The sequence below is a fragment of the Burkholderia seminalis DSM 23518 genome, assembly GCF_902832885.1.
GTDB classification, from domain to species: domain Bacteria; phylum Pseudomonadota; class Gammaproteobacteria; order Burkholderiales; family Burkholderiaceae; genus Burkholderia; species Burkholderia seminalis.
In genome coordinates, this window is record NZ_CADFDK010000005.1 from 503,050 (window position 1) to 523,234 (window position 20,185).

Below are 20,185 nucleotides of genomic sequence, written 5' to 3' on the forward strand. Positions count from 1 at the left end.
CAAGCAGGCTGACCACCCTCGCGGGGGGCGCCTTGCACGGGACCGGAGTAAGCGCTAAAGCGCCAACTCCGGTCGACAGCGAACGAAGTGAGCGTGGGGGTCGTTTCATGTCATGCCTTCTGTTGAATGTGTTGCACGAGCTTCGCCGGCACGCCGCCGATCGAGCCCGCGCCCATCGTGATCACCACGTCGCCGTTCTGAGCGACCTTCGCCAATGCATCCGGCACGTCGTCGACCGTCGCGACGAACACCGGGTCAACCTTCCCGACCGCGCGCAGCGCGCGCGACAGCGCGTCGCCGTTGGCCGTCGGGATCGCGGCCTCGCCGGCCGCGTAGACTTCCGTCAGCACCAGCGCGTCGACCGTCGACAGCACGTTGACGAAATCGTCGAAGCAGTCGCGCGTGCGCGTGTAGCGGTGCGGCTGGAACGCCAGCACGAGGCGGCGGCCCGGGAACGCGCCGCGCGCGGCCGCGATCGTCGCGGCCATCTCGACCGGGTGATGACCGTAGTCGTCGATCAGCGTGTACTGGCCGCCGTCGGCGGTCGGCACCTCGCCGTAGCGCTGGAAGCGCCGGCCGACACCGTTGAATTCGGCCAGCGCCTGCTGGATCGCGTCGTCCGCCACGCCGAGATCGGTCGCGATCGCGATCGCCGCGAGCGCGTTCTGCACGTTGTGCAGGCCCGGCAGGTTCAGCACGATCGCGAGCGGCGCGCGCCCTTCGCGGATCACCGTGAAGTGCATCCGGCCGTCGCGCGCGTCGATGTCTTCCGCGCGTACCTGTGCGTCCGGCGACAGGCCGTAGCGCACGACCGGCTTCGAGATGAACGGGATGATCTGCCGCACGTTCGGATCGTCGACGCACACGACCGCGCTGCCGTAGAACGGCAGGCGTTGCGTGAATTCGATGAACGCCTGCTTGAGCCGCGCGAAATCGTGGCCGTAGGTGTCCATGTGGTCGGCGTCGATGTTCGTGATGACTTCGATCACCGGATACAGGTTCAGGAACGACGCGTCCGACTCGTCGGCCTCGGCGACGATGAAGTCGCCCGTGCCGAGCCGCGCGTTCGCGCCGGCGCTGATCAGCCGCCCGCCGATCACGAAGGTCGGGTCGAGCCCGCCCGCCGCGAGCACGCTCGCGACGAGGCTCGTCGTCGTGGTCTTGCCGTGCGTGCCGGCGATCGCGATGCCCTGCTTCAGGCGCATCAGCTCGGCGAGCATCACCGCACGCTGCACGATCGGCACGCCCTGGCTGCGGGCGGCCAGCACTTCCGGGTTGTCCGAGCGCACGGCCGTCGACACGACGACCGCGTTAGCGCCCGCGATGTTCGCCGCGTCGTGGCCGATCGCGATCCGTGCGCCGAGCGCCTGGAGGCGATCGGTCACCGCGTTGCGCGAGAGATCCGAGCCGCTGACCTCGTAGCCGAGGTTGACGAGCACTTCGGCGATGCCGCTCATGCCCGCGCCGCCGATCCCGACGAAATGAATGTGTTTGACGATGTGTTTCATAGTGTTTCCAGGTGCGCGCCGGCCGCCTTCGCGCACACGCGCGCGACTTCGTCGGTAGCCTCGGGCTTCGCCAGCGAGCGCGAACGTTCCGCCATGTCCGCGAGCGATGCCCGCGACTGGCCGCGCAGCCAGTCGGCGAGCAGCTCCGCCGACAGGTCGCGTTGTTGCACCAGCACGGCCGCGCCCGCATCGGCGAGGAACGCGGCATTGGTCGTCTGGTGATCGTCGACCGCGTACGGGAACGGCACGAACAGCGCCGCCACGCCCACCGCCGCGATCTCCGACACCGTCATCGCGCCCGACCGGCAGATCACCAGATCCGCCGCCGCGTACGCAGCCGCCATGTCGTCGATGAACGGCACGAGCCGCACGTCCTCGCCGGCCGCGAAACCGGCCGCTTCGTAATTCGCCTTCAATGCGTCGATGTGCTTCACGCCGGCCTGGTGCACGACGCGCGGGCGTTCGCCCGGCGTCAGCAGCGCCAGCGCGCGCGGCACGACTTCGTTCAGCGCGGCCGCCCCGAGGCTGCCGCCGACGATCAGCACGTTCAGCGGACCGCTGCGCGACGCATAGCGTGCTTTGGGCGGTTCCGTGTGCGCAAGTTCCGCGCGAATCGGGTTGCCGGTCCATTCCGCGTGCGGCAGCGCGCCGGGGAACGCGACGAGCACGCGCTTCGCGAGTTTCGCGAGCACCTTGTTCGTCAGGCCCGCGATCGAATTCTGTTCATGCAGCACGAGCGGACGCCCCGACAGCGCGGTCATCACACCCGCCGGGAACGTGATGTAGCCGCCCATCCCGAGCACGACGTCCGGCCGCACGCGGCGCAGCGCGCCGAGGCTCTGCCAGCACGCGCGCAACAGGTTGACCGGCAGCGTCAGCTTGGTCTTCAGGCCCTTGCCGCGCAGCCCGCCGAACCGCACGTATTCCATCGGAATGCCGTGCTTCGGCACGAGCGTCGCTTCCATCCCGGCCGGATTGCCGAGCCACACGACGCGCCAGCCCGCCGCTTCCATCCGGTGCGCGACCGCGAGCCCCGGGAACACGTGGCCCCCGGTGCCGCCTGCCATCACCATCAGCGTGCGTTGCGACGCGGTCATACCTTCCCTCCGCGCATCAGCACCCGGTTTTCGTAGTCGACCCGCAGCAGCACCGCCAGCGCGACGCAGTTCAGCAGGATGCCCGAGCCGCCGTAGCTCACCAGCGGCAGCGTCAGGCCCTTGGTCGGCAGCAGCCCGAGGTTCACGCCCATGTTGATGAACGTCTGCGCGCCGAACCAGATGCCGATACCTTTTGCCATCAGGCCCGCGAACGTGCGGTCGAGCGCGAGCGCCTGGCGGCCGATCTCGAACGCGCGGCGCACGATCCAGTAGAACAGCAGGATCACGACCAGCACGCCGACGAAGCCGAGTTCCTCGCCGATCACCGCGAGGATGAAGTCGGTGTGCGCTTCCGGCAGGTAGTTCAGTTTCTCGACGCTGCCGCCGAGGCCGACGCCAAGCCATTCGCCGCGGCCGAATGCGATCAGCGAGTGCGTGAGCTGGTAAGCCTTGCCCTGTGCGTAGCGCTCGTCCCACGGATCGAGATACGCGAAGATCCGCTCGCGACGCCACGGCGACAGCCACACCAGCATCGTGAACGTGCCGACCGCCGTTGCGACGAGGCCGCCGAACAGCTTGCCGTTCACGCCGCCGAGGAACAGCACGCCCATCGCGATCGCGGCGACCACCATGAACGCGCCCATGTCCGGCTCGAGCAGCAGCAGCGCACCGACCAGGCCGACCGCGAACGCCATCGGCAGGAAGCCCTTCGCGAAGCTCTGCATGTATTCCTGCTTGCGCACCGTGTAGTTCGCCGCGTAGATCGTCACCGCGAGCTTCATGATTTCCGACGGCTGCATGTTCGTGATGCCGAGCGGAATCCAGCGGCGCGCCCCGTTCACGCCCTTGCCGACGTGCGGGATCAGCACGATCACGAGTCCGACGAGCGCGATCAGGAAGAGATGCGGCGCGTACTTGTCCCATGTCGAGACGGGCACGCGGAACGCGATCACCGCCGCGACGAACGCGACGCCGAGCGAAATGCAGTGGCGCATCAGGAACGCGTAATCGTGATACGACGCGTATTTCGGCGAATCAGGCATCGCGATCGACGCCGAATACACCATCACGACGCCGAGGCCGAGCAGCGCGATCGCGACCCACAACAGCGAGTAGTCGAAGTCGAGCATCCGCGAACGGCTCGGGCGCACGCCGTTGACGACGCTCGCGAGGCCGCCCGTTGCGGCGCGCGTGGCCGACGCGACGCGGCCGCCCGCGGCATTGCCGCCGGTGTCGCGCCGGTCGTTGAACCGGGAGACGAGGCGATCGGACCAGCTCATGGCGTCGCTCCTTTGTCGATGGCGATTTCGTCGACCGCCGCGCGGAACACATCCGCGCGATGGGCGTAGTTCCTGAACATGTCGAGGCTCGCGCATGCGGGCGACAGCAACACCGCGTCGCCCGGCTCGGCGAGATCGGCCGCCGCGTGCACCGCGCTTTCGAGCGTCGCGTGATCGGCGAGCGGCACGCCCGTTTCGGCGAGCGTGTCGCGGATTGCCGGCGCGTCGCGGCCGATCAGCATCACCGCGCGGCACCAGCGTGCGACCGGTGCGACCAGCGGTGCGAAATCCTGGCCCTTGCCGTCGCCGCCCGCGATCAGCACGATCTTCTGCGCGAGCCCGTCGAGCGCGGCGACCGTCGCGCCGACGTTGGTGCCCTTGCTGTCGTCGACGTAGTCGACGTCGTCGATCGTCGCGATCACTTCGACGCGATGTGCTTCGCCGCGATATTCGCGCAGCGCGTGCAGCAGCGGCGCGGCCGGCAGGTCGATCGCGCGGGCAAGCGCGAATGCGGCCAGCGCGTTCGCCGCGTTGTGCAGCCCGCGGATGCGCAGCGCGTCGGCCGGCATCAGGCGCTTCTGCGCGATGTCGGGCGTATGCGCGGCGTCGCGCCTGCGCCGGCGGGTCGTCGTCACTTCATCCGGTGCGTCGCGATCGACGGCTTCCACCAGCCATGCAATGCCGTTGTCGCGCGACAGCCCGTAGTCGCCGTCCTGCACCGGCTCGTTCAGGCCGAACGTGACCGTGCGCGGCGCGTCGGCCGCGCCGACTGCCGGCGCGAACTTCATCACGGCCGCATCGTCGCGGTTCAGCACGCGCGTCGTCGTCGCACCGAAGATCCGGCCCTTTGCCTGCGCGTACGCGTCGAAGCCGCCGTGCCAGTCGAGGTGGTCCTGCGTGATGTTGAGGATCACGGCGGCATCGGGTGCAAACGTGCGCGCGGTCTCGAGCTGGAAGCTCGACAGTTCGAGCACCCACACGTCGGGCAGCGCGGTTTCGTCGATCGCGTTCGCGAGCCGGTCGAGCATCGCCGGGCTGATGTTGCCCGCGACGGCGACCTTCTTGCCCGCGCGCCGGCACAGCAGGCCCGCGAGGCTCGTCGTCGTGGTCTTGCCGTTGGTGCCGGTGATCGCGAGCACCTTCGGCTGGTAGCCGCTCGTGCCGAGCGCGCGCAATGCCTGCGCGAAGAATTCCAGCTCGCCCCACACCGCGATCCCGCGCTCGTGCGCGGCCGCGACCAGCGCCGCGAGTGCCGGTTCGAGCGGCGACAGCCCGGGGCTCAGCCCGACGATCTCGACGCCGCCGTCGAGCAGTGCGGGCGTGAATGCCCCGCCGACGAATTCCGCATCGATGCCTTCGGCCTGCAGCGCGGCAAGGTTCGGCGGCGCCTCGCGGGTATCGGCAATACGCAGCCGGCACCCGTGCCTCGCGCACCATCGCGCGATCGCGAGACCCGATTCACCGAGCCCCAGTACGAGCACCATCGGCCGTTGCCGATCTCCAAACATCTCGCCAGACATCCTTGTTACCTTTCCTTTACCGCAGCTTGAGGGTGGTCAGACCAAACAGGCACAGCATCAGCGTGATGATCCAGAAACGCACGACCACCTGCGTTTCCTTCCAGCCGGACAATTCGAAATGGTGATGCAGCGGCGCCATCTTCAGCAGGCGCCGCCCTTCGCCGTAACGCTTCTTCGTGTACTTGAACCACGAAACCTGCAGCATCACCGACAGCGTTTCCGCGACGAAGATGCCGCCCATGATGAACAGCACGATTTCCTGGCGCACGATCACCGCGACCGTGCCGAGCGCGCCGCCGAGCGCCAGCGCGCCGACGTCGCCCATGAACACCTGCGCGGGGTGCGTGTTGTACCAGAGGAACGCGAGCCCTGCCCCGCCCATCGCGGAGCAGAAGATCAGCAGCTCGCCCGCGCCCGGGATGTGCGGGAACAGCAGGTATTTTGAATAGACCGCGCTGCCCATCACGTACGCGAACACACCCAGCGACGCGCCGACCAGCACGACCGGCATGATCACGAGGCCGTCGAGGCCGTCGGTCAGGTTCACCGCGTTGCTCGCGCCGACGATCACGAAGTAGGTCAGCACGATGAAGCCCCACACGCCGAGCGGGTAGCTGATCGACTTCAGGAACGGCAGCATCAGGTCGGCACGTGCGGGCAGCCCCATCGACAGGCCGCTCCTCACCCATGCCATGAACAGGTCGAACACGCGCACGTTGTTCGCCTCGGACACGCTGAAGGCCAGGTAGACGGCCGCGAACAGCCCGATCACCGATTGCCAGAAATACTTCTCGCGCGACGACATCCCGCGCGGGTCCTTGTGGACGACCTTGCGGTAATCGTCGACCCAGCCGATCACGCCGAAGCCGAACGTGACGAGCATCACGATCCAGATGAAACGGTTCGTCAGGTCGCCCCACAGCAGCGTCGCGACCGCGATGCCGATCAGGATCAGCACGCCGCCCATCGTCGGCGTGCCGGACTTGACGAGGTGGGTCTGCGGGCCGTCCTTGCGCACGGCCTGCCCGACCTTCATTTGCGTCAGCTTGCGGATCACCCACGGTCCGCACACGAGCCCGATCCCGAGCGCGGTGATGGTGGCCATCACCGCACGGAACGTGAGGTACGTGAACAAGCGCAAAAAGCTTGCGTCTCCTTGCAGCCATTGCGCCAGCGCCAGCAGCATGCTTCCTTCCTTCTACTCAGTGTGCGGCGGGCGCCGTGCCCGCCGCGGGTTGGTTCGTCAGCGCGTCGACCACGCGCTCCATCTTCATGTACCGCGAGCCCTTCACCAGCACCGTCGCCGGTGCGCCGTATCCGGCCGCGAGCAGCGCCGACACGAGCGCGCCGACGTCATCGAAATGGCGGGCCGTGTCGCCGTACGCCGTGCACGCGTCGCGCGACGCGTCGCCGAGCGCGAACAGCGCATCGATCCCGCGATCGCGCGCATAGGCGCCGATCTCGCGGTGGAAAGCCGGCCCTTCTTCGCCAACCTCGCCCATGTCGCCGATCACCAGCACGCGCGGCCCCGATTGCGCGGCGAGCACGTCGATCGCGGCGCGCATCGAATCGGGGTTCGCGTTGTACGTATCGTCGACGACCGTCGCGCCCGCGAGGCTCCCGGCAATCGCCTGCTTCACCTGCAGCCGGCCCTTGACCGGTTCGAACGATTCGAGGCCCTGCCGGATCGCCGACAGCGAGACGCCGGCGCCGAGCGCCGCGGCCGTCGCGGCCAGCGCGTTGCGTGCATTGTGCTCGCCGAGCGCGCGCAGCCGCACCGTGACGGCACCCGCCGGCGTGTCGATCGCGAGTTCGCCGCCGTGCAGACGGCCGACGACCTGCGCGTCGTTCTGCCGTTCGGCGTCGTGCAGCGCGAAATCGAGGATCCGGTTGCCGGTCGCCGCGACGCGCCAGATGCCCGCGTACGCGTCGTCGGCCGGGAACACCGCGACGCCGTCCGGCGGCAGCGCGTGAATCACGGCCGCGTGTTCGAGCGCGACGGCTTCGACCGTCGACATGAATTCCTGGTGCTCGCGCTGCGCGTTGTTGACGAGCGCGACCGTCGGCGCCGTGAGGCGCGCGAGGACTTCGGTCTCGCCCGGATGGTTCATCCCGATCTCGATCACCGCGAGACGATGGGCGGCCGACAGGCGCAACAGCGTCAGCGGCAGGCCGACATCGTTGTTCAGGTTGCCGGCCGTCGCGAGTCGCGCGTCGGCGCCGACCGCCGCCGCGAAGATCGACGCAATCATTTCCTTGACCGTCGTCTTGCCGTTGCTGCCCGTCACCGCGACGAGCGGCAGCGGGAATCGCATGCGCCAGCCGTGCGCGAGCGCGCCGAGCGCGGCACGCGTTTCGCCGCCCACGATCGCCGGCATCGTGACGCCCGCCGGCACGTGCGCGACGAGTGCCGCGGCGGCACCGCGCGCGGCGACGTCGCCGAGGAAGTCGTGCGCGTCGAAGCGCTCGCCCTTCAGCGCGACGAACAGGTCGCCCGGCCCGGCCGTGCGGCTGTCCGTCGACACGCGGTCGAACGTGACGCCCGCGTCGCCGTGGACGGTGGCGCCGGGAATCAGACGGGCGGCTTCGCCGAGACTGAGCATCGTCATTCGCCGCCTCCCTTGCCGTGCGTCGCGCGCGCCGCCAGCGCGAGCCGCGCGTGATCCTGATCGGAGAACGTACGCTTCTTGCCCATGATTTCCTGCGTGGCCTCGTGGCCCTTGCCGGCCAGCACGACGACATCCTCGCGTGCGGCGCCGCGCACGGCCTGCAGGATCGCGCTCGCGCGATCCTCGATGCGGCGTGCGTGATCGGGTGCGGTCATGCCCGCGACGATCTGGTCGATGATGCGCTGCGGATCCTCGCTGCGCGGGTTGTCGCTCGTGACGACGGTCTCGTCGGCGAGCCGCTCCGCGATCGCGCCCATCAGCGGGCGCTTCGTTGCGTCGCGATCGCCGCCGCAGCCGAACATGCAGACGAGCCGGCCACCGCGCGCCGTGGCGATCGGGCGCAACGCGTCGAGCGTCTTTTCGAGCGCGTCGGGCGTGTGCGCGTAGTCGATCACGACGAGCGGTTCGTCGTTCTGCAGCCGGCCGCCGAGCCGCTGCATCCGGCCGTTGACCGACTCGAGCCGCTCGATCTCGGCGAGCGCCGCGTCGAACGGCACATCGGCCGCGAGCAGCGAGCCGAGTACGGCAAGCAGGTTGCTGACGTTGAAGGTGCCGAGCGTGCCGACCTCGACGTCCGCGTCGCCCCACGACGAACGCAGGCGGAATGCGGTGCCGGTGGCGGTCGCACGCACGTCGAGCGCGACCAGCTCGCGATCGGCGTCGGGTGCCGCCGCGTCGCCGATCCCGTACGCGATCGTGCGCACGCGGCCGGCCAGCTTCTCGAGCAGGCGCCGGCCGGCTGCGTCGTCGCGATTGATCACCGCCGCGCGCAGGCCGCGCCACGCGAACAGCTTCGCCTTCGCGGCTTCGTACGCATCGAACGTGCCGTGATAGTCGAGGTGATCTTGCGTAAGGTTCGTAAATACCGCGATATCGAAGGCCGTGCCGTTCACGCGGCCCTGATGCAACGCGTGCGACGACACTTCCATCGCCACCGCCTTCGCACCGGCGTCGCGCAACTGCGCGAGGCTGCGCTGCAGTTGCGGCGCGTCGGGCGTCGTGAAGCCGGTCGGCACGAGCTGGCCGGGCATCCCGCTGCCGAGCGTGCCGATCACCGCGCACGGCTGATGCAACGCCGTCAGCGCGACAGCGAGCCATTGCGTGCACGACGTCTTGCCGTTCGTGCCCGTGACGCCGACCGCGAGCAGGCTGTCGCTCGGATCGCCGTACCAGCCGCTGGCGATCTCGCCGGCGAGCTGGTCGAGCGCCGGCACCGCGAGCGCGACGGGTACGGCCGGCGCGGCGGCCAGCCCTTCCGGCTGATACAGCACGGCGGCCGCACCTTGTGCGACGGCGTTGGCAATGAAGGCGCGATTGTCTGCCCCGTCGACCGCATACGCGACGAACACGTCGCCAGCCTTGAGACTGCGCGTGTCGGCATGCAGTTGCGCCGCGGGGGCCACATGCTGACGCAGCCACGCAAGCGCGGCGGCGATCTGCTGATGCGCCGGATGGGAACTACGGGCGGCGCTCATCGAACAACTCCTGGTGAATTACGCGTCGTGCTGGACACGATCATATGCTTCGCACCGCTCCCCGCGGCCAGCTTTTGCGGCCCCGTTGCGCTCGGCGCTGCCGGCGAATCGTCAGACACGACGAGTTGCTTGATCGGCATGTTCGGCGGGACGTTCAACGCACGCATCGTGTCGCCGGCGATCGCCGAGAATACGGGGCCGGACACCTGGCCGCCGAAGTGGCTGCCGGCGGTCGGCTCGTCGACCGACACCGCGACGACGATGCGCGGATTCGGCATCGGCGCCATCCCGACGAACGACGCACGGTACTTGCGCGTGTAGCCGTGCCCTTCATGCTTGTACGCGGTACCGCTCTTGCCGCCGACGCGATAGCCCGGCACGGCCGCATCCGGCGACGTACCGCCCGGCGCGACCACCGTCTCGAGCATCGCGCGCACTTCGCGCGCGGTGGTCGGGTTGAATACCTGCGTGCCCGTGATCGGCTGATTGGGGTCGGTCTTGAAAATGGTCACGGGCATCAGCTCGCCGTCGTGCGCGATCGCCGTGTAGGCGCGCGCGAGCTGGAACAGCGACACCGACAGGCCGTAGCCGTACGACATCGTCGCCTGCTCGATGCGGCGCCAGCTCTTCCACGGACGCAGGCGGCCGGCCACCGCGCCCGGGAACCCGACCTTCGGCGCCTGGCCGAGGCCGATGCTCGTATACATATTCCACATTTCCTCGGGCCGCATCGTCATCGCGATCTTCGTCGCGCCGATGTTGCTCGACTTCTGGATCACGCCGCCGACCGTCAGCGTGCCGAAACCCGCGTCGTCGGTGATCGGCGCGCCGTCGAGCACGAAATGCCCGTTGCCCGTTTCGACGAGCGTGTTCGGCGTCACGCGGTGCAGATCGAGCGCGAGCGACACCGTGAATGGCTTCATGATCGAGCCCGGCTCGAACACGTCGGTCATGATCCGGTTGCGCAGTTGCTCGCCCGTCATGCGCGAGCGGTCGTTCGGGTTGTACGTCGGGTAGTTGACGAGCGCGAGCACTTCGCCGGTACGCACGTCGACGACCATCGCCGCGCCGGCCTTCGCCTTGAACTTCTCGACGGCGGCCTTCAGGTTCGCGTACGCGATGTACTGGATCTTGCTGTCGATCGACAGGTCGACGTCGGTCCCGTTGTGCGGCGGGATCTGCTCGGCGACGTCCTCGACGATGTGCCCCATCCGGTCCTTGATCACGCGCCGCACGCCCGACGTGCCGGACAGCAACTTCTGGTCGCCGAGCTCGACGCCTTCCTGCCCTTCGTCCTCGACGTTCGTGAAGCCGATCAGGTGAGCGGTGATCTCGCCTTCCGGATAGAAGCGCTTGTATTCGTTGCGCTGGTAGATGCCGGGAATGTCGAGCGCGGCGACCTTGTCCGCGACGTCGAGCGGCACCTGGCGCTTCACGTAGACGAAACCCTTGTCTTCCGACAGCTTCACGCGCAGTTCCTTCGGCGTCATGCCGAGGAGCTTGCCGAGCTGGTTGATCTTGTCGGCGTCGAGATCGTCCGGCACCGCGTCGGGAATCGCCCAGATCGCGCGCACGGGCAGGCTCGTCGCGAGCACGAGCCCGTTACGGTCGAGGATCTTGCCGCGCGTCGCGGGCAGCTCGAGCGTGCGCTGGTAGCGGCTTTCGCCCTGCTTCTGATAGAACGCGTTGCCGGGCCCCTGGATCCAGAACGCCCGCGCGGCCAGCGCGACGAACGCCATGAACAGCAGGAACACGACGAACTTCGAGCGCCACATCGGCAGGTGCACGCCCAGCACGGGGCTCGACGAGAACTTCACGTTCTGGCGCTTCTGGGACGGCTTCATCGCGCGCCCCCCTTGCCCTTGCCTGCCGTGTCGGCCGACGCCGGGATCGGCGCGTCGATCGCCTTCGCCGCGCCCGGCGGCAGCGTCAGGTATTGCGTGCGGCCAGTCGAGATCGCCTGCATCTTCAGCGAATCGTTCGCGAGTTGCTCGATGCGCGACGTCTTCGACAGCGCGCTCTGCTGATATTGAAGCTGCGCGTAGTCCTGCTGGAGCTGGCGCTCCTGCGACTGCGCGCGCTGCAGCTGGATGAAGATCTGCCGCTGCTGATTCGTCGAGTTGACGACCGACAGCGCGCAACCCATCACGATGATCAGCAGGAAGATATTGAAGCGGCTCATGGCGTGACGCGCTCCGCAATGCGCATCACGGCCGAGCGGGCGCGCGGATTCGCGGCGACTTCCGCTTCACTCGGAAACTGACGGCTGATGATCTTGAGCGGCGGGCTCGGGAGGTCGACGGCGCGGATCGGCAGGCGACGATCGACCGCAGGCGCACTGGCGTGCGCCTGCATGAATCGCTTGACGATCCGGTCCTCGAGTGAATGAAAGCTGATCACCACCAGCCGCCCCCCTTGCTCCAGCAACGACAGTGCCGCGTCTAGTACGACTTGCAGGTCCGCAAGCTCTTGATTGACGTGAATCCGTATAGCCTGAAAGGTGCGGGTTGCCGGATCCTTGCCCTTCTCACGGGTTTTGACGACGTGACCCACGATTTGGGCAAGCTCGCCCGTGGTGTCGAGAGGCCCAAGACGGTCGGACTCTGCCCGGCGAGCAACAAGCGCCTTTGCAATCTGAAAAGCAAACCGTTCTTCCCCATAATCCCGTATCACCTCCGTCAATTCCTGCACCGAAGCCCGCGCGAGCCATTCGGCCGCCGACTCGCCACGCGTCGGATCCATTCGCATGTCCAGCGGACCATCGGCGCGGAAGCTGAAGCCGCGCGCCGGATCGTCCACCTGCGGCGAGGACACGCCCAGGTCCAGCAACACACCCGCCACCTTCTCGACGCCGCGCGCCGCAAGCGCGTCGCGCATCGATGCAAAGCTGTCATGCACGATCGAGAGGCGCGCATCCTCGATGCCCTGCGCCGTCTCGATCGCCCTCGGGTCCTTGTCGAACGCGATCAGCCGCCCGGCCGGCGCGAGCCGCGCGAGCACCGCGCGGCTATGCCCGCCCCGCCCGAACGTACCGTCGACGTACACGCCGTCCGGCCGCGTCACGAGCGACTCGACCGCCTCATCCAACAGCACCGTCCGATGCCGCAATTCATTTCCCATCGCGGGCGTCTCCGTCACCGCAATCAGAACGTGAAATTCTTCAGCGCGTCGGGCATGCCCTGCGCCATCGCTGCCTGCTCCTTCGCGTTGTAGGTTTGCGAATCCCACAGCTCGAAGTGACTACCCATTCCCAACAACATGACTTCCTTTTCCAGTCCGGCTGCCATGCGCAGCTCGGGCGATACGAGAATCCGGCCCGCGCTGTCGAGATCGACGTCCATCGCATTGCCGAGAAAAATGCGCCGCCACCAGTGCGCGTCCATCGGCAGCGCGGCGATCTTGGCGCGGAATACTTCCCATTCGGGGCGCGGAAACAGCAACAGGCAGCCGTCCGGGTGCTTGGTCACAGTCACCCGTCCTTCTGCCTGTCCTTGCAGCGCTTCGCGATAGCGAGCCGGCACCGACATCCGCCCTTTCGCATCGAGCGTCAGCGCCGACGCCCCTTGGAACACTTTCCGCTCTCCCGTTCAGGGCACCGAAGCACCCGCTCAATGCTGAGAATTTAGCCGGAATAGCCCGCTAAATCACACAAAAATACACTTTCTCACACTGTCTCCCACTTTAGAGGAAGGGTGTGGCACGGTCAAGGGAGCGGCCCGCTTTTTTGACGAATTTTGTTAGTTAGAACAAGGACTTACGCGCACATGCTCATGCGACCCCTCATACCAAAAACCGTTATAAATGAATGAGCTAGTGCAACTTGTGAAGGTGATACGTGAGAAAGACGGGCCAGACAGGCGTGCGGACGGGGCTTTCGGGGGCGGGAAAACGAGGAGTCGGCGGGCGGTATCGGGGGCGGTGAACCAGGGCGGCGTCACGCGTCGCCCCGGCGCAATTCTCAGAGATAGTACGCAGTGCTCGTCATGACTTTCGACGCGGCGCGCATCAGCATCCGCGCGGGCAGCGGCAACTCGATCCCGCCTGCGTCGGTCGCGGCCTTGCCGTGCTTCACCTCGTCGATCCGCATCTGGTCGACGATCGCGCGCGACGCCGCGTCGGTCGCCGGCAGCTCGGACATATGGCCTTCGAGATGATTCTCGACCTGCCGCTCCGTCTCGGCCATGAAGCCGAGGCTGACCTTGTCGCCGAGCGTGCCGGCCGCGACGCCGATCGCAAGCGCGCCGGCATACCACAGCGGATTCAGCAGGCTCGGGCGCGAGTCGAGTTCCTTCAGGCGGTGCGCGGTCCACGCGAGGTGATCCTCTTCCTCGCGCGCGGCCTCCTCGAACATCGCCTTCGCCGACGCCGTGCGCGCGGTGAGCTTCTGCGCCTGGTAGAGCGCCTGCGCGCAGACCTCGCCGACGTGGTTCACGCGCATCAGCCCGGCGGCATGCGTCCGTTCGGCCGGCGTCAGCTCGACGTCGGGCGCCTCGGCCGGCGTGGGCACCGGGCGGCTCATCCGGCTAATGCCGGTCAGCGATCGCAAGCCGCGATCGAATTCGCTGATCAGTTCATCCAACACGTTCCTGTTCTCCTGGCTGCAGGTGCCGCCGCGAGCGGCAAGGGCACGAGTCCGCTGCGTAACCGACTTGATTATTCAGCGGAAATTGCGGTTAACCCGTGATTTTAACCATTGTTGCATAAAGGAAACATGGCGGCCTTGCGCCACGGCATTTCGCTTTGTGGCAAAAAACGGTTTTGCTACATTACGTCCGACTTCTTGCGAAGTTGATGGGGCCCGTCAACAGAACATAACTATCTGCCCCGCCAAAAAAATTCAGTGATTCTTGGAGATCCGTTAATGAAAAAGTCGCTTCTCGCGCTCGTCGCGCTGGGCGCGTTCGCTGGCGCTGCCCAAGCGCAAAGCAGCGTGACGCTTTACGGCATCATCGATGAAGGCCTGCTCTTCAACAACAATGCAGGCGGCAAGCACCTGTACAGCATGGCCAGCGGCGTGATGCAAGGCAGCCGCTTCGGCCTGCGCGGCACCGAAGACCTCGGTGGCGGCCTGAAGGCAATCTTCACCCTCGAAAACGGTTTCGACGTGAACAGCGGCAAGCTCGGTCAGGGCGGCCTGATGTTCGGTCGTCAGGCCTACGTCGGCCTGTCGAGCCAGTACGGCACGGTCACGCTGGGTCGTCAGTACGACTCCGTCGTCGACTTCGTCGGCCCGCTCGAGGCAGGCGACCAGTGGGGCGGCTACATCGCCGCTCACCCGGGCGACCTGGACAACTTCAACAACGCCTATCGCGTGAACAACGCGGTCAAGTTCACGAGCCAGAGCTACGGCGGCATCACGTTCGGCGGCCTGTACAGCTTCGGCGGCCAGGCAGGCCAGTTCTCGAAGAACCAGGTCTGGTCGCTCGGCGCAGGCTACAACAACGGCCCGCTGGTCCTCGGCGTCGGTTACTTGAACGCACGTACGCCGAACCAGTTCGGCGGCATGTTCAACAACGGTTCCGCATCGTCGTCGGTTTCGTCGCCGATCTACGGCGCGTACGCGAACAACGCGAACACGTACCAGGTCATCGGTGCAGGCGGCGCCTACACGTTCGGCGCGGCAACGATCGGCGCGACGTACTCGAACACGAAGTTCAAGGGCTTCTCGGCAGGCCCGTTCGTGAACCAGACCGCGACGTTCAACAACGGCGAAATCAACTTCAAGTATCAGCTGACCCCGGCGCTGATTCTCGGCGCGGCGTACGACTACACGCAAGGCAGCAAGATCGACGGCAACTCGGCAGCCAAGTACCACCAAGGCTCGCTGGGCGTCGACTACTTCCTGTCGAAGCGCACGGACGTCTACGCAATCGGCGTGTACCAACACGCTTCGGGCAACGTGCTCGACGCGAACGGCAACGTCCTGAAGGCAACCGCGGCGATCAACGGTCTCGCAGGTTCGAGCTCCGCCAACCAGGTCGCAGCGCGCGTCGGTATCCGTCACAAGTTCTAATCAGCTTGCCTGACAAGCCGCAGCATATTGAAGGCGCCTTCGGGCGCCTTTTTCTTTTCCCCGGCAGCGACCATGCTGGACCGGCGCGCCATGTGCGCCGGTCGTGTCGGCACAATCGACGATGCGATGGGCCGCCGGCCCGCCGCGGAAAGCGGCTGGTTCCGATCCGCTTCATCCGCAAACAAAAAAGCCCGGCGTCTGCCGGGCTTTTTCGCTCAACCTCGCCGCGACTTACGCGCGTCCGTCGCGCAACTCGCGCCGCAAGATCTTGCCGACGTTCGTTTTCGGCAGCTCCGTACGGAATTCGACCAGCTTCGGCCGCTTGTAGCCGGTGAGCCGCTCCTTGCAGTAGGCCAGGATGTCCTTGTCGGTGAGCGCCGGATCCTTCTTCACGACGAACAGCTTCACGGCCTCGCCGGAATGCTCGTCGGGCACGCCGACCGCCGCCACCTCGAACACGCCCGGATGCGACGCCACCACGTCCTCGACTTCGTTCGGATACACGTTGAAGCCGGACACGAGGATCATGTCCTTCTTCCGGTCGACGATCTTCACGTAACCGCGCGCGTCCATCACGCCGACGTCGCCCGTCTTGAAGAACCCGTCCGGGAACATGACCTTCGCGGTCTCGTCGGGCCGGTTCCAGTAGCCCGCCATCACCTGCGGCCCGCGGATGCAGATCTCGCCGGGTTCGCCGAGCGCCACGTCATTGCCGGCATCGTCGCGGATCGCCACCTCGGTCGACGGCAGCGGCAAACCGATCGTCCCGCTGTATTCGGTCGCCGTCACGGGATTGCAGGTCGCCACCGGCGACGTTTCGGACAGCCCGTATCCTTCGATGATCGCGGTATGGGTCTTTTCATACCAGCGCTTCGCGACCCCTTCCTGGATCGCCATGCCGCCGCCGTTGGCGATCACGAGCTTCGACAGGTCGAGCTGACTGAATTCGGGATGGTTCAGCAGCGCGTTGTACAGCGTGTTGACCGCCGGAATCGTCGAGATCTGATAGCCCTTCAGCTCCTTGATCATGCCGGCGATGTCGCGCGGGTTCGGGATCAGGACTCCCATGCCGCCCGTGCGCATCGTCAGGAAACCGCAGACGGTCAGTGCGAACACGTGATACAGCGGCAGCGCGACGACCGTCACGAACTGTTTCACCTCCGGGTATTTCTCGTGTGCCGGATGGTGCCAGGCGCCGGCCTGCAGCACGTTCGACACGATGTTCCGGTGCAACAGCGTCGCGCCCTTCGCGACGCCGGTCGTCCCACCCGTGTATTGCAGGAACGCGACGTCGTCGGGGCCGATCTTCTGCGGCTTGAACGCCTGCCGCGCGCCTTCCGACAGCGCGGCCTTGAAGCGCGTGAACGACGGCAGCTGCCATGCAGGCACCATCTTCTTCACGTTGCGCACCACGTAATTGACGAGCCACCCCTTGATGCCCAGCAGGTCGCCCATCGATGCGACGACCACATGCTTGACGGCCGTATTGGCGATGACGGACTGCAGCGTCGACGCGAAATTCTCGAGGATGACGATCGCTTCCGCGCCGCTGTCCTTCAACTGGTGCTCGAGCTCGCGCGGCGTATAAAGCGGGTTGACGTTGACGACGGTGTAACCGGCCCGCAGTACCGCAGCGATCGTCACCGGATACTGGAGCACGTTCGGCATCATGATCGCGACACGCGCGCCGCGTGCGAGACCACGGGATTGCAGCCACGCGCCGAACTGCCGCGACAGCTTGTCGAGTTCACCGTACGTGATGCCCTTGCCCATGCAGACGAACGCCGTGCGATCGCGATACTGCCGGAAGCTTTCGTCGAGCAGGTCCGGGACAGAAGGATAGGGAGACGCGTCAATTTCGGCTGGAACGCCGGGTGGGTACGATTTCAGCCAAATTTTGTCCATGCCGCGCGTCTCCTCACAGATTTTCGAATGGTCGTGCTAAAACGCATCGTAACGGCTCCCCCGCCCCGAGACAACAGGGTTAGATGTCCACTTCGAACTTCCGAGGATATTCGTCCGACCATAACGCGATATTCGATCAAATTCGTTCAACTTCCACAAGACAATCGTAAAACGTCGCCGAATTGCCGAGATCGGTCAGCGCCTGGCTTGTCACCTCGTTCGCGTTCCTGCCGTCGGGCGACAGTTTCTTCCACCAGATCGACAGTCCGACGACGAGCCCCGCCCGCGCGCGATCGGTAACCCGTGCGAGCGCCTGCATCGAACCGCGATCGTTGAAGATGCGGACGACGTCGCCCTCCGCGATGCCGCGCGCCTCGGCGTCGGACGGGTGCATGTCGAGGTGCGGCTCGCCTTCCGTCGTACGCAGGCTGTCGACGTTCACGAACGTGCTGTTCAGGAAGTGGCGGGCCGGCGGCGAGATCATCGCGAGCGGATAACGCGCGGCGAGCTCGGGCGCGGCCTCGGCCGATTCGAACGGCGGCAGGTAGTCCGGGACGGGGTCCATGCCCATCTGCTCGAGCCGCGGGCTGTAGAACTCGCACTTGCCTGACGGGGTGCGGAAACCGCCGTTCGCGAACGGCGCCTCCGGCAGCTTGAGCTTCAGCCAGCCTTCCCGCTTCAACGTTTCCCAGTCGCTGTCGAGTGCCGGGTCGTCCCAGCGGAGCGCCGCACGCGCGACCTCTTCGTCGGTGTGGTACAGCGCCGGCTCGTCGAGCCTCATGCTGCGCGCGATGCCACGGAAGATCTCCGTGTTCGGCCGCGCCTCGCCCACCGGCGGAATCGACGGCAGGTTCGCCATCACGTAGGTGTGGCCATACGATTTGTGAATATCGAGATGCTCGAGCTGCGTGGTCGCCGGCAACACAATGTCGGCGAAATCGACGGTATCTGTCTTGAAATGCTCGAGAACGACCGTAAACAGATCATCACGCGCGAACCCAGCGGCGACCTTCGACGAGTCCGGCGCGACCGCCACCGGATTCGAGTTGTACACGATCACGGCTTCGACTTTCGGCCCGAATGTCGCATCGCCGGGGTGCAGCAGCGCGTCGCCGATCGCATTCATGTTGATGATGCGCGGCAGCTTGTGCGGCCAACCCGGCATCAGATCCGGGCGCAGCAGCGCCGCCTGGTTGACCGGTGCGGATTCCGACGACGACAGCAACAGCCCGCCCGCGCGGTCGCGCCACGCTCCCGTCAGCGCCGGCAGGCTGGCAATCGCGCGCACGGCATTGCCGCCGCCGCGAACGCGCTGCATGCCGTAGTTGAGGCGGATCGATGCCTTTCGCGTGGCGCCGTAGCGACGCGCAAGATCGATCAGCTCCGACGCATCGACGCCGCAGATCTGCGCGACCCGCTCCGGCGGATAGGACATGGCGCGCGCCTTGAGCGCGTCAAAACCCAGCGTATGGTCAGCGATGTAGTCGTGATCGAGCAGATTTTCGGTGATCAACACATGCATCATGCCGAGCGCAAATGCACCATCGGTACCCGGTTTCAGCGCAATGTGCTGATGGCACTTCTCCGCGGTCAGCGAGCGATAGGGATCGATCGCGACAAGACGCGCACCGCGGCGCTTCGCTTCCTGCGCGCGGGTCCAGAAGTGCAGGCTCGACGCGATCGGATTCGCGCCCCATATCAGAATCAGTTCGCTTTCCTCGAAGTGCTCGAGGTGCATGCCGAGACTGCCGCCATACGTGTATCGCAGCCCCGCCGCGCCTGCTGCCGCACAGATCGTGCGCTCGAGCCGCGATGCGCCGAGCGTGTGGAAGAACCGTTGGGCGATGCCCTCGCCCTGCACGAGCCCCATCGTTCCGGCGTAGCTGTACGGCACGATCGCTTCCGGCGCGCGCGCGGCGATTTCACCCAGGCGACGGCCGATCTCGTCGAACGCCTCGCTCCAGCTGATCGGCTCGAAGCGCCCTTCGCCCTTCGGGCCGACGCGTTTGAGCGGAACCGTGAGGCGATCGGGATGATGGACGCGGTCGGCGTAACGGCTGACCTTCGTGCACAACACACCTTGCGTCGGCGGATGATCGGGATCGCCCGTTACCTTGATCGCCTTCCCGTTCTCGACGGACACGCGCATTGCGCACGTGTCCGGACAATCGTGCGGGCAAACGGCCCGGGCTACCTGGGTGGCGGCGTTCATCGTCTTGAATGCGGAGGTGGGGATTCGCGAATTTTACGTGGACACGCCGGATAACGCGCTCATTTCGTTCAGAGCTCGGGTTATCTGAACGAAGACCGACTGACATTGTCGCGCACGTGCGTTTTCGCCGCCGAAATGCAAAAACCCCCGCCTTTCGGGCGGGGGTTCTTGGCTTAGGGAGCCTGACGATTACCTACTTTCACACGGGAATCCGCACTATCATCGGCGTAGAGTCGTTTCACGGTCCTGTTCGGGATGGGAAGGGGTGGGACCGACTCGCTATGGTCATCAGGCAAAGGGGGTTGTTGTGCTGGCTTCGCAGCACAACCAATCTTGGAAGAAGCAGTAATTTTTGAGTTGTGCGTATCAGCACATCGCGGTCATTCAACCGCTGTCTGTAAAACAGACTTGTTATAGGATCAAGCCTTACGGGCAATTAGTATCAGTTAGCTGAACGCATTACTGCGCTTACACACCTGACCTATCAACGTCCTGGTCTCGAACGA

15 protein-coding genes and 2 rRNA genes are annotated in these 20,185 nt (G+C 66.2%); 1 reads left to right on the top strand and 16 read right to left on the bottom strand.

Annotation, left to right across the window (positions count from 1 at the left end):
* Positions 1-110 precede the first annotated feature (110 nt).
* From murC to coq7, 12 genes are all read right to left on the bottom strand, one after another.
* The gene (gene murC, locus HWX00_RS19310; RefSeq protein ID WP_034186354.1) at positions 111-1,508 is read right to left on the bottom strand and encodes a UDP-N-acetylmuramate--L-alanine ligase; all 1,398 of its coding nucleotides are present in this window, start codon (positions 1,506-1,508) and stop codon (positions 111-113) included.
* Complete coding sequence (gene murG, locus HWX00_RS19315; protein ID WP_124670804.1) at positions 1,505-2,605, bottom strand: undecaprenyldiphospho-muramoylpentapeptide beta-N-acetylglucosaminyltransferase; 1,101 nt, start codon at positions 2,603-2,605, stop codon at positions 1,505-1,507. Before murG ends, murC begins: the two co-directional genes overlap by 4 nt.
* Positions 2,602-3,885 carry a putative lipid II flippase FtsW gene (gene ftsW / locus HWX00_RS19320; RefSeq protein WP_034186352.1) on the bottom strand — a complete coding sequence of 428 codons (1,284 nt, stop codon included), beginning with the start codon at positions 3,883-3,885 and terminating at the stop codon, positions 2,602-2,604. Before ftsW ends, murG begins: the two co-directional genes overlap by 4 nt.
* Positions 3,882-5,393, bottom strand: a complete 1,512-nt coding sequence (murD, locus tag HWX00_RS19325; protein ID WP_175027955.1) for a UDP-N-acetylmuramoyl-L-alanine--D-glutamate ligase — start codon at positions 5,391-5,393, stop codon at positions 3,882-3,884. The genes ftsW and murD overlap by 4 nt, the downstream gene beginning before the upstream one ends.
* 28 nt (positions 5,394-5,421) lie before the next feature.
* Positions 5,422-6,591, bottom strand: a complete 1,170-nt coding sequence (gene mraY, locus HWX00_RS19330) for a phospho-N-acetylmuramoyl-pentapeptide-transferase (RefSeq protein ID WP_006477019.1) — start codon at positions 6,589-6,591, stop codon at positions 5,422-5,424.
* A gap of 16 nt (positions 6,592-6,607) precedes the next feature.
* Positions 6,608-8,014 (bottom strand): UDP-N-acetylmuramoyl-tripeptide--D-alanyl-D-alanine ligase, encoded by a 1,407-nt coding sequence (locus HWX00_RS19335; RefSeq protein ID WP_175027956.1) that lies wholly within the window; start codon positions 8,012-8,014, stop codon positions 6,608-6,610.
* Complete coding sequence (locus HWX00_RS19340) at positions 8,011-9,549, bottom strand: UDP-N-acetylmuramoyl-L-alanyl-D-glutamate--2,6-diaminopimelate ligase (protein ID WP_059558080.1); 1,539 nt, start codon at positions 9,547-9,549, stop codon at positions 8,011-8,013. The genes HWX00_RS19335 and HWX00_RS19340 overlap by 4 nt, the downstream gene beginning before the upstream one ends.
* A complete protein-coding gene (locus HWX00_RS19345) occupies positions 9,546-11,393 on the bottom strand; it encodes a peptidoglycan D,D-transpeptidase FtsI family protein (RefSeq protein WP_034186348.1) in 1,848 nt (615 codons plus the stop codon). The genes HWX00_RS19340 and HWX00_RS19345 overlap by 4 nt, the downstream gene beginning before the upstream one ends.
* Positions 11,390-11,731: a cell division protein FtsL gene (ftsL, locus tag HWX00_RS19350; protein ID WP_034186347.1), complete on the bottom strand. Its 342-nt coding sequence runs from the start codon at positions 11,729-11,731 to the stop codon at positions 11,390-11,392. Before ftsL ends, HWX00_RS19345 begins: the two co-directional genes overlap by 4 nt.
* The gene (gene rsmH, locus HWX00_RS19355; protein WP_175027957.1) at positions 11,728-12,669 is read right to left on the bottom strand and encodes a 16S rRNA (cytosine(1402)-N(4))-methyltransferase RsmH; all 942 of its coding nucleotides are present in this window, start codon (positions 12,667-12,669) and stop codon (positions 11,728-11,730) included. Before rsmH ends, ftsL begins: the two co-directional genes overlap by 4 nt.
* Before the next feature lie 23 nt (positions 12,670-12,692).
* The gene (gene mraZ, locus HWX00_RS19360) at positions 12,693-13,121 is read right to left on the bottom strand and encodes a division/cell wall cluster transcriptional repressor MraZ (protein ID WP_006487094.1); all 429 of its coding nucleotides are present in this window, start codon (positions 13,119-13,121) and stop codon (positions 12,693-12,695) included.
* A 386-nt stretch (positions 13,122-13,507) separates the two neighbouring features.
* A complete protein-coding gene (gene coq7 / locus HWX00_RS19365) occupies positions 13,508-14,131 on the bottom strand; it encodes a 2-polyprenyl-3-methyl-6-methoxy-1,4-benzoquinone monooxygenase (RefSeq protein WP_034186346.1) in 624 nt (207 codons plus the stop codon).
* 279 nt (positions 14,132-14,410) lie between these two features.
* Here coq7 and HWX00_RS19370 point away from each other — a divergent pair, with 279 nt between their 5' ends.
* Entirely contained in the window at positions 14,411-15,562 is a 1,152-nt protein-coding gene (locus tag HWX00_RS19370; protein WP_034186345.1) for a porin, read from the top strand.
* Between the two features lie 231 nt (positions 15,563-15,793).
* Here the strand turns inward: HWX00_RS19370 and HWX00_RS19375 are convergent, their stop codons facing one another.
* The 4 genes from HWX00_RS19375 to HWX00_RS19390 all read right to left on the bottom strand — a co-directional run.
* Positions 15,794-17,467 (bottom strand): long-chain fatty acid--CoA ligase, encoded by a 1,674-nt coding sequence (locus HWX00_RS19375; RefSeq protein WP_034186344.1) that lies wholly within the window; start codon positions 17,465-17,467, stop codon positions 15,794-15,796.
* A gap of 136 nt (positions 17,468-17,603) precedes the next feature.
* Entirely contained in the window at positions 17,604-19,679 is a 2,076-nt protein-coding gene (locus HWX00_RS19380) for a molybdopterin-containing oxidoreductase family protein (RefSeq protein WP_175027958.1), read from the bottom strand.
* Between the two features lie 180 nt (positions 19,680-19,859).
* A 5S ribosomal RNA gene (gene rrf, locus HWX00_RS19385) occupies positions 19,860-19,972 on the bottom strand.
* A gap of 122 nt (positions 19,973-20,094) precedes the next feature.
* A 23S ribosomal RNA gene (locus tag HWX00_RS19390) occupies positions 20,095-20,185 on the bottom strand; the annotation flags it as partial.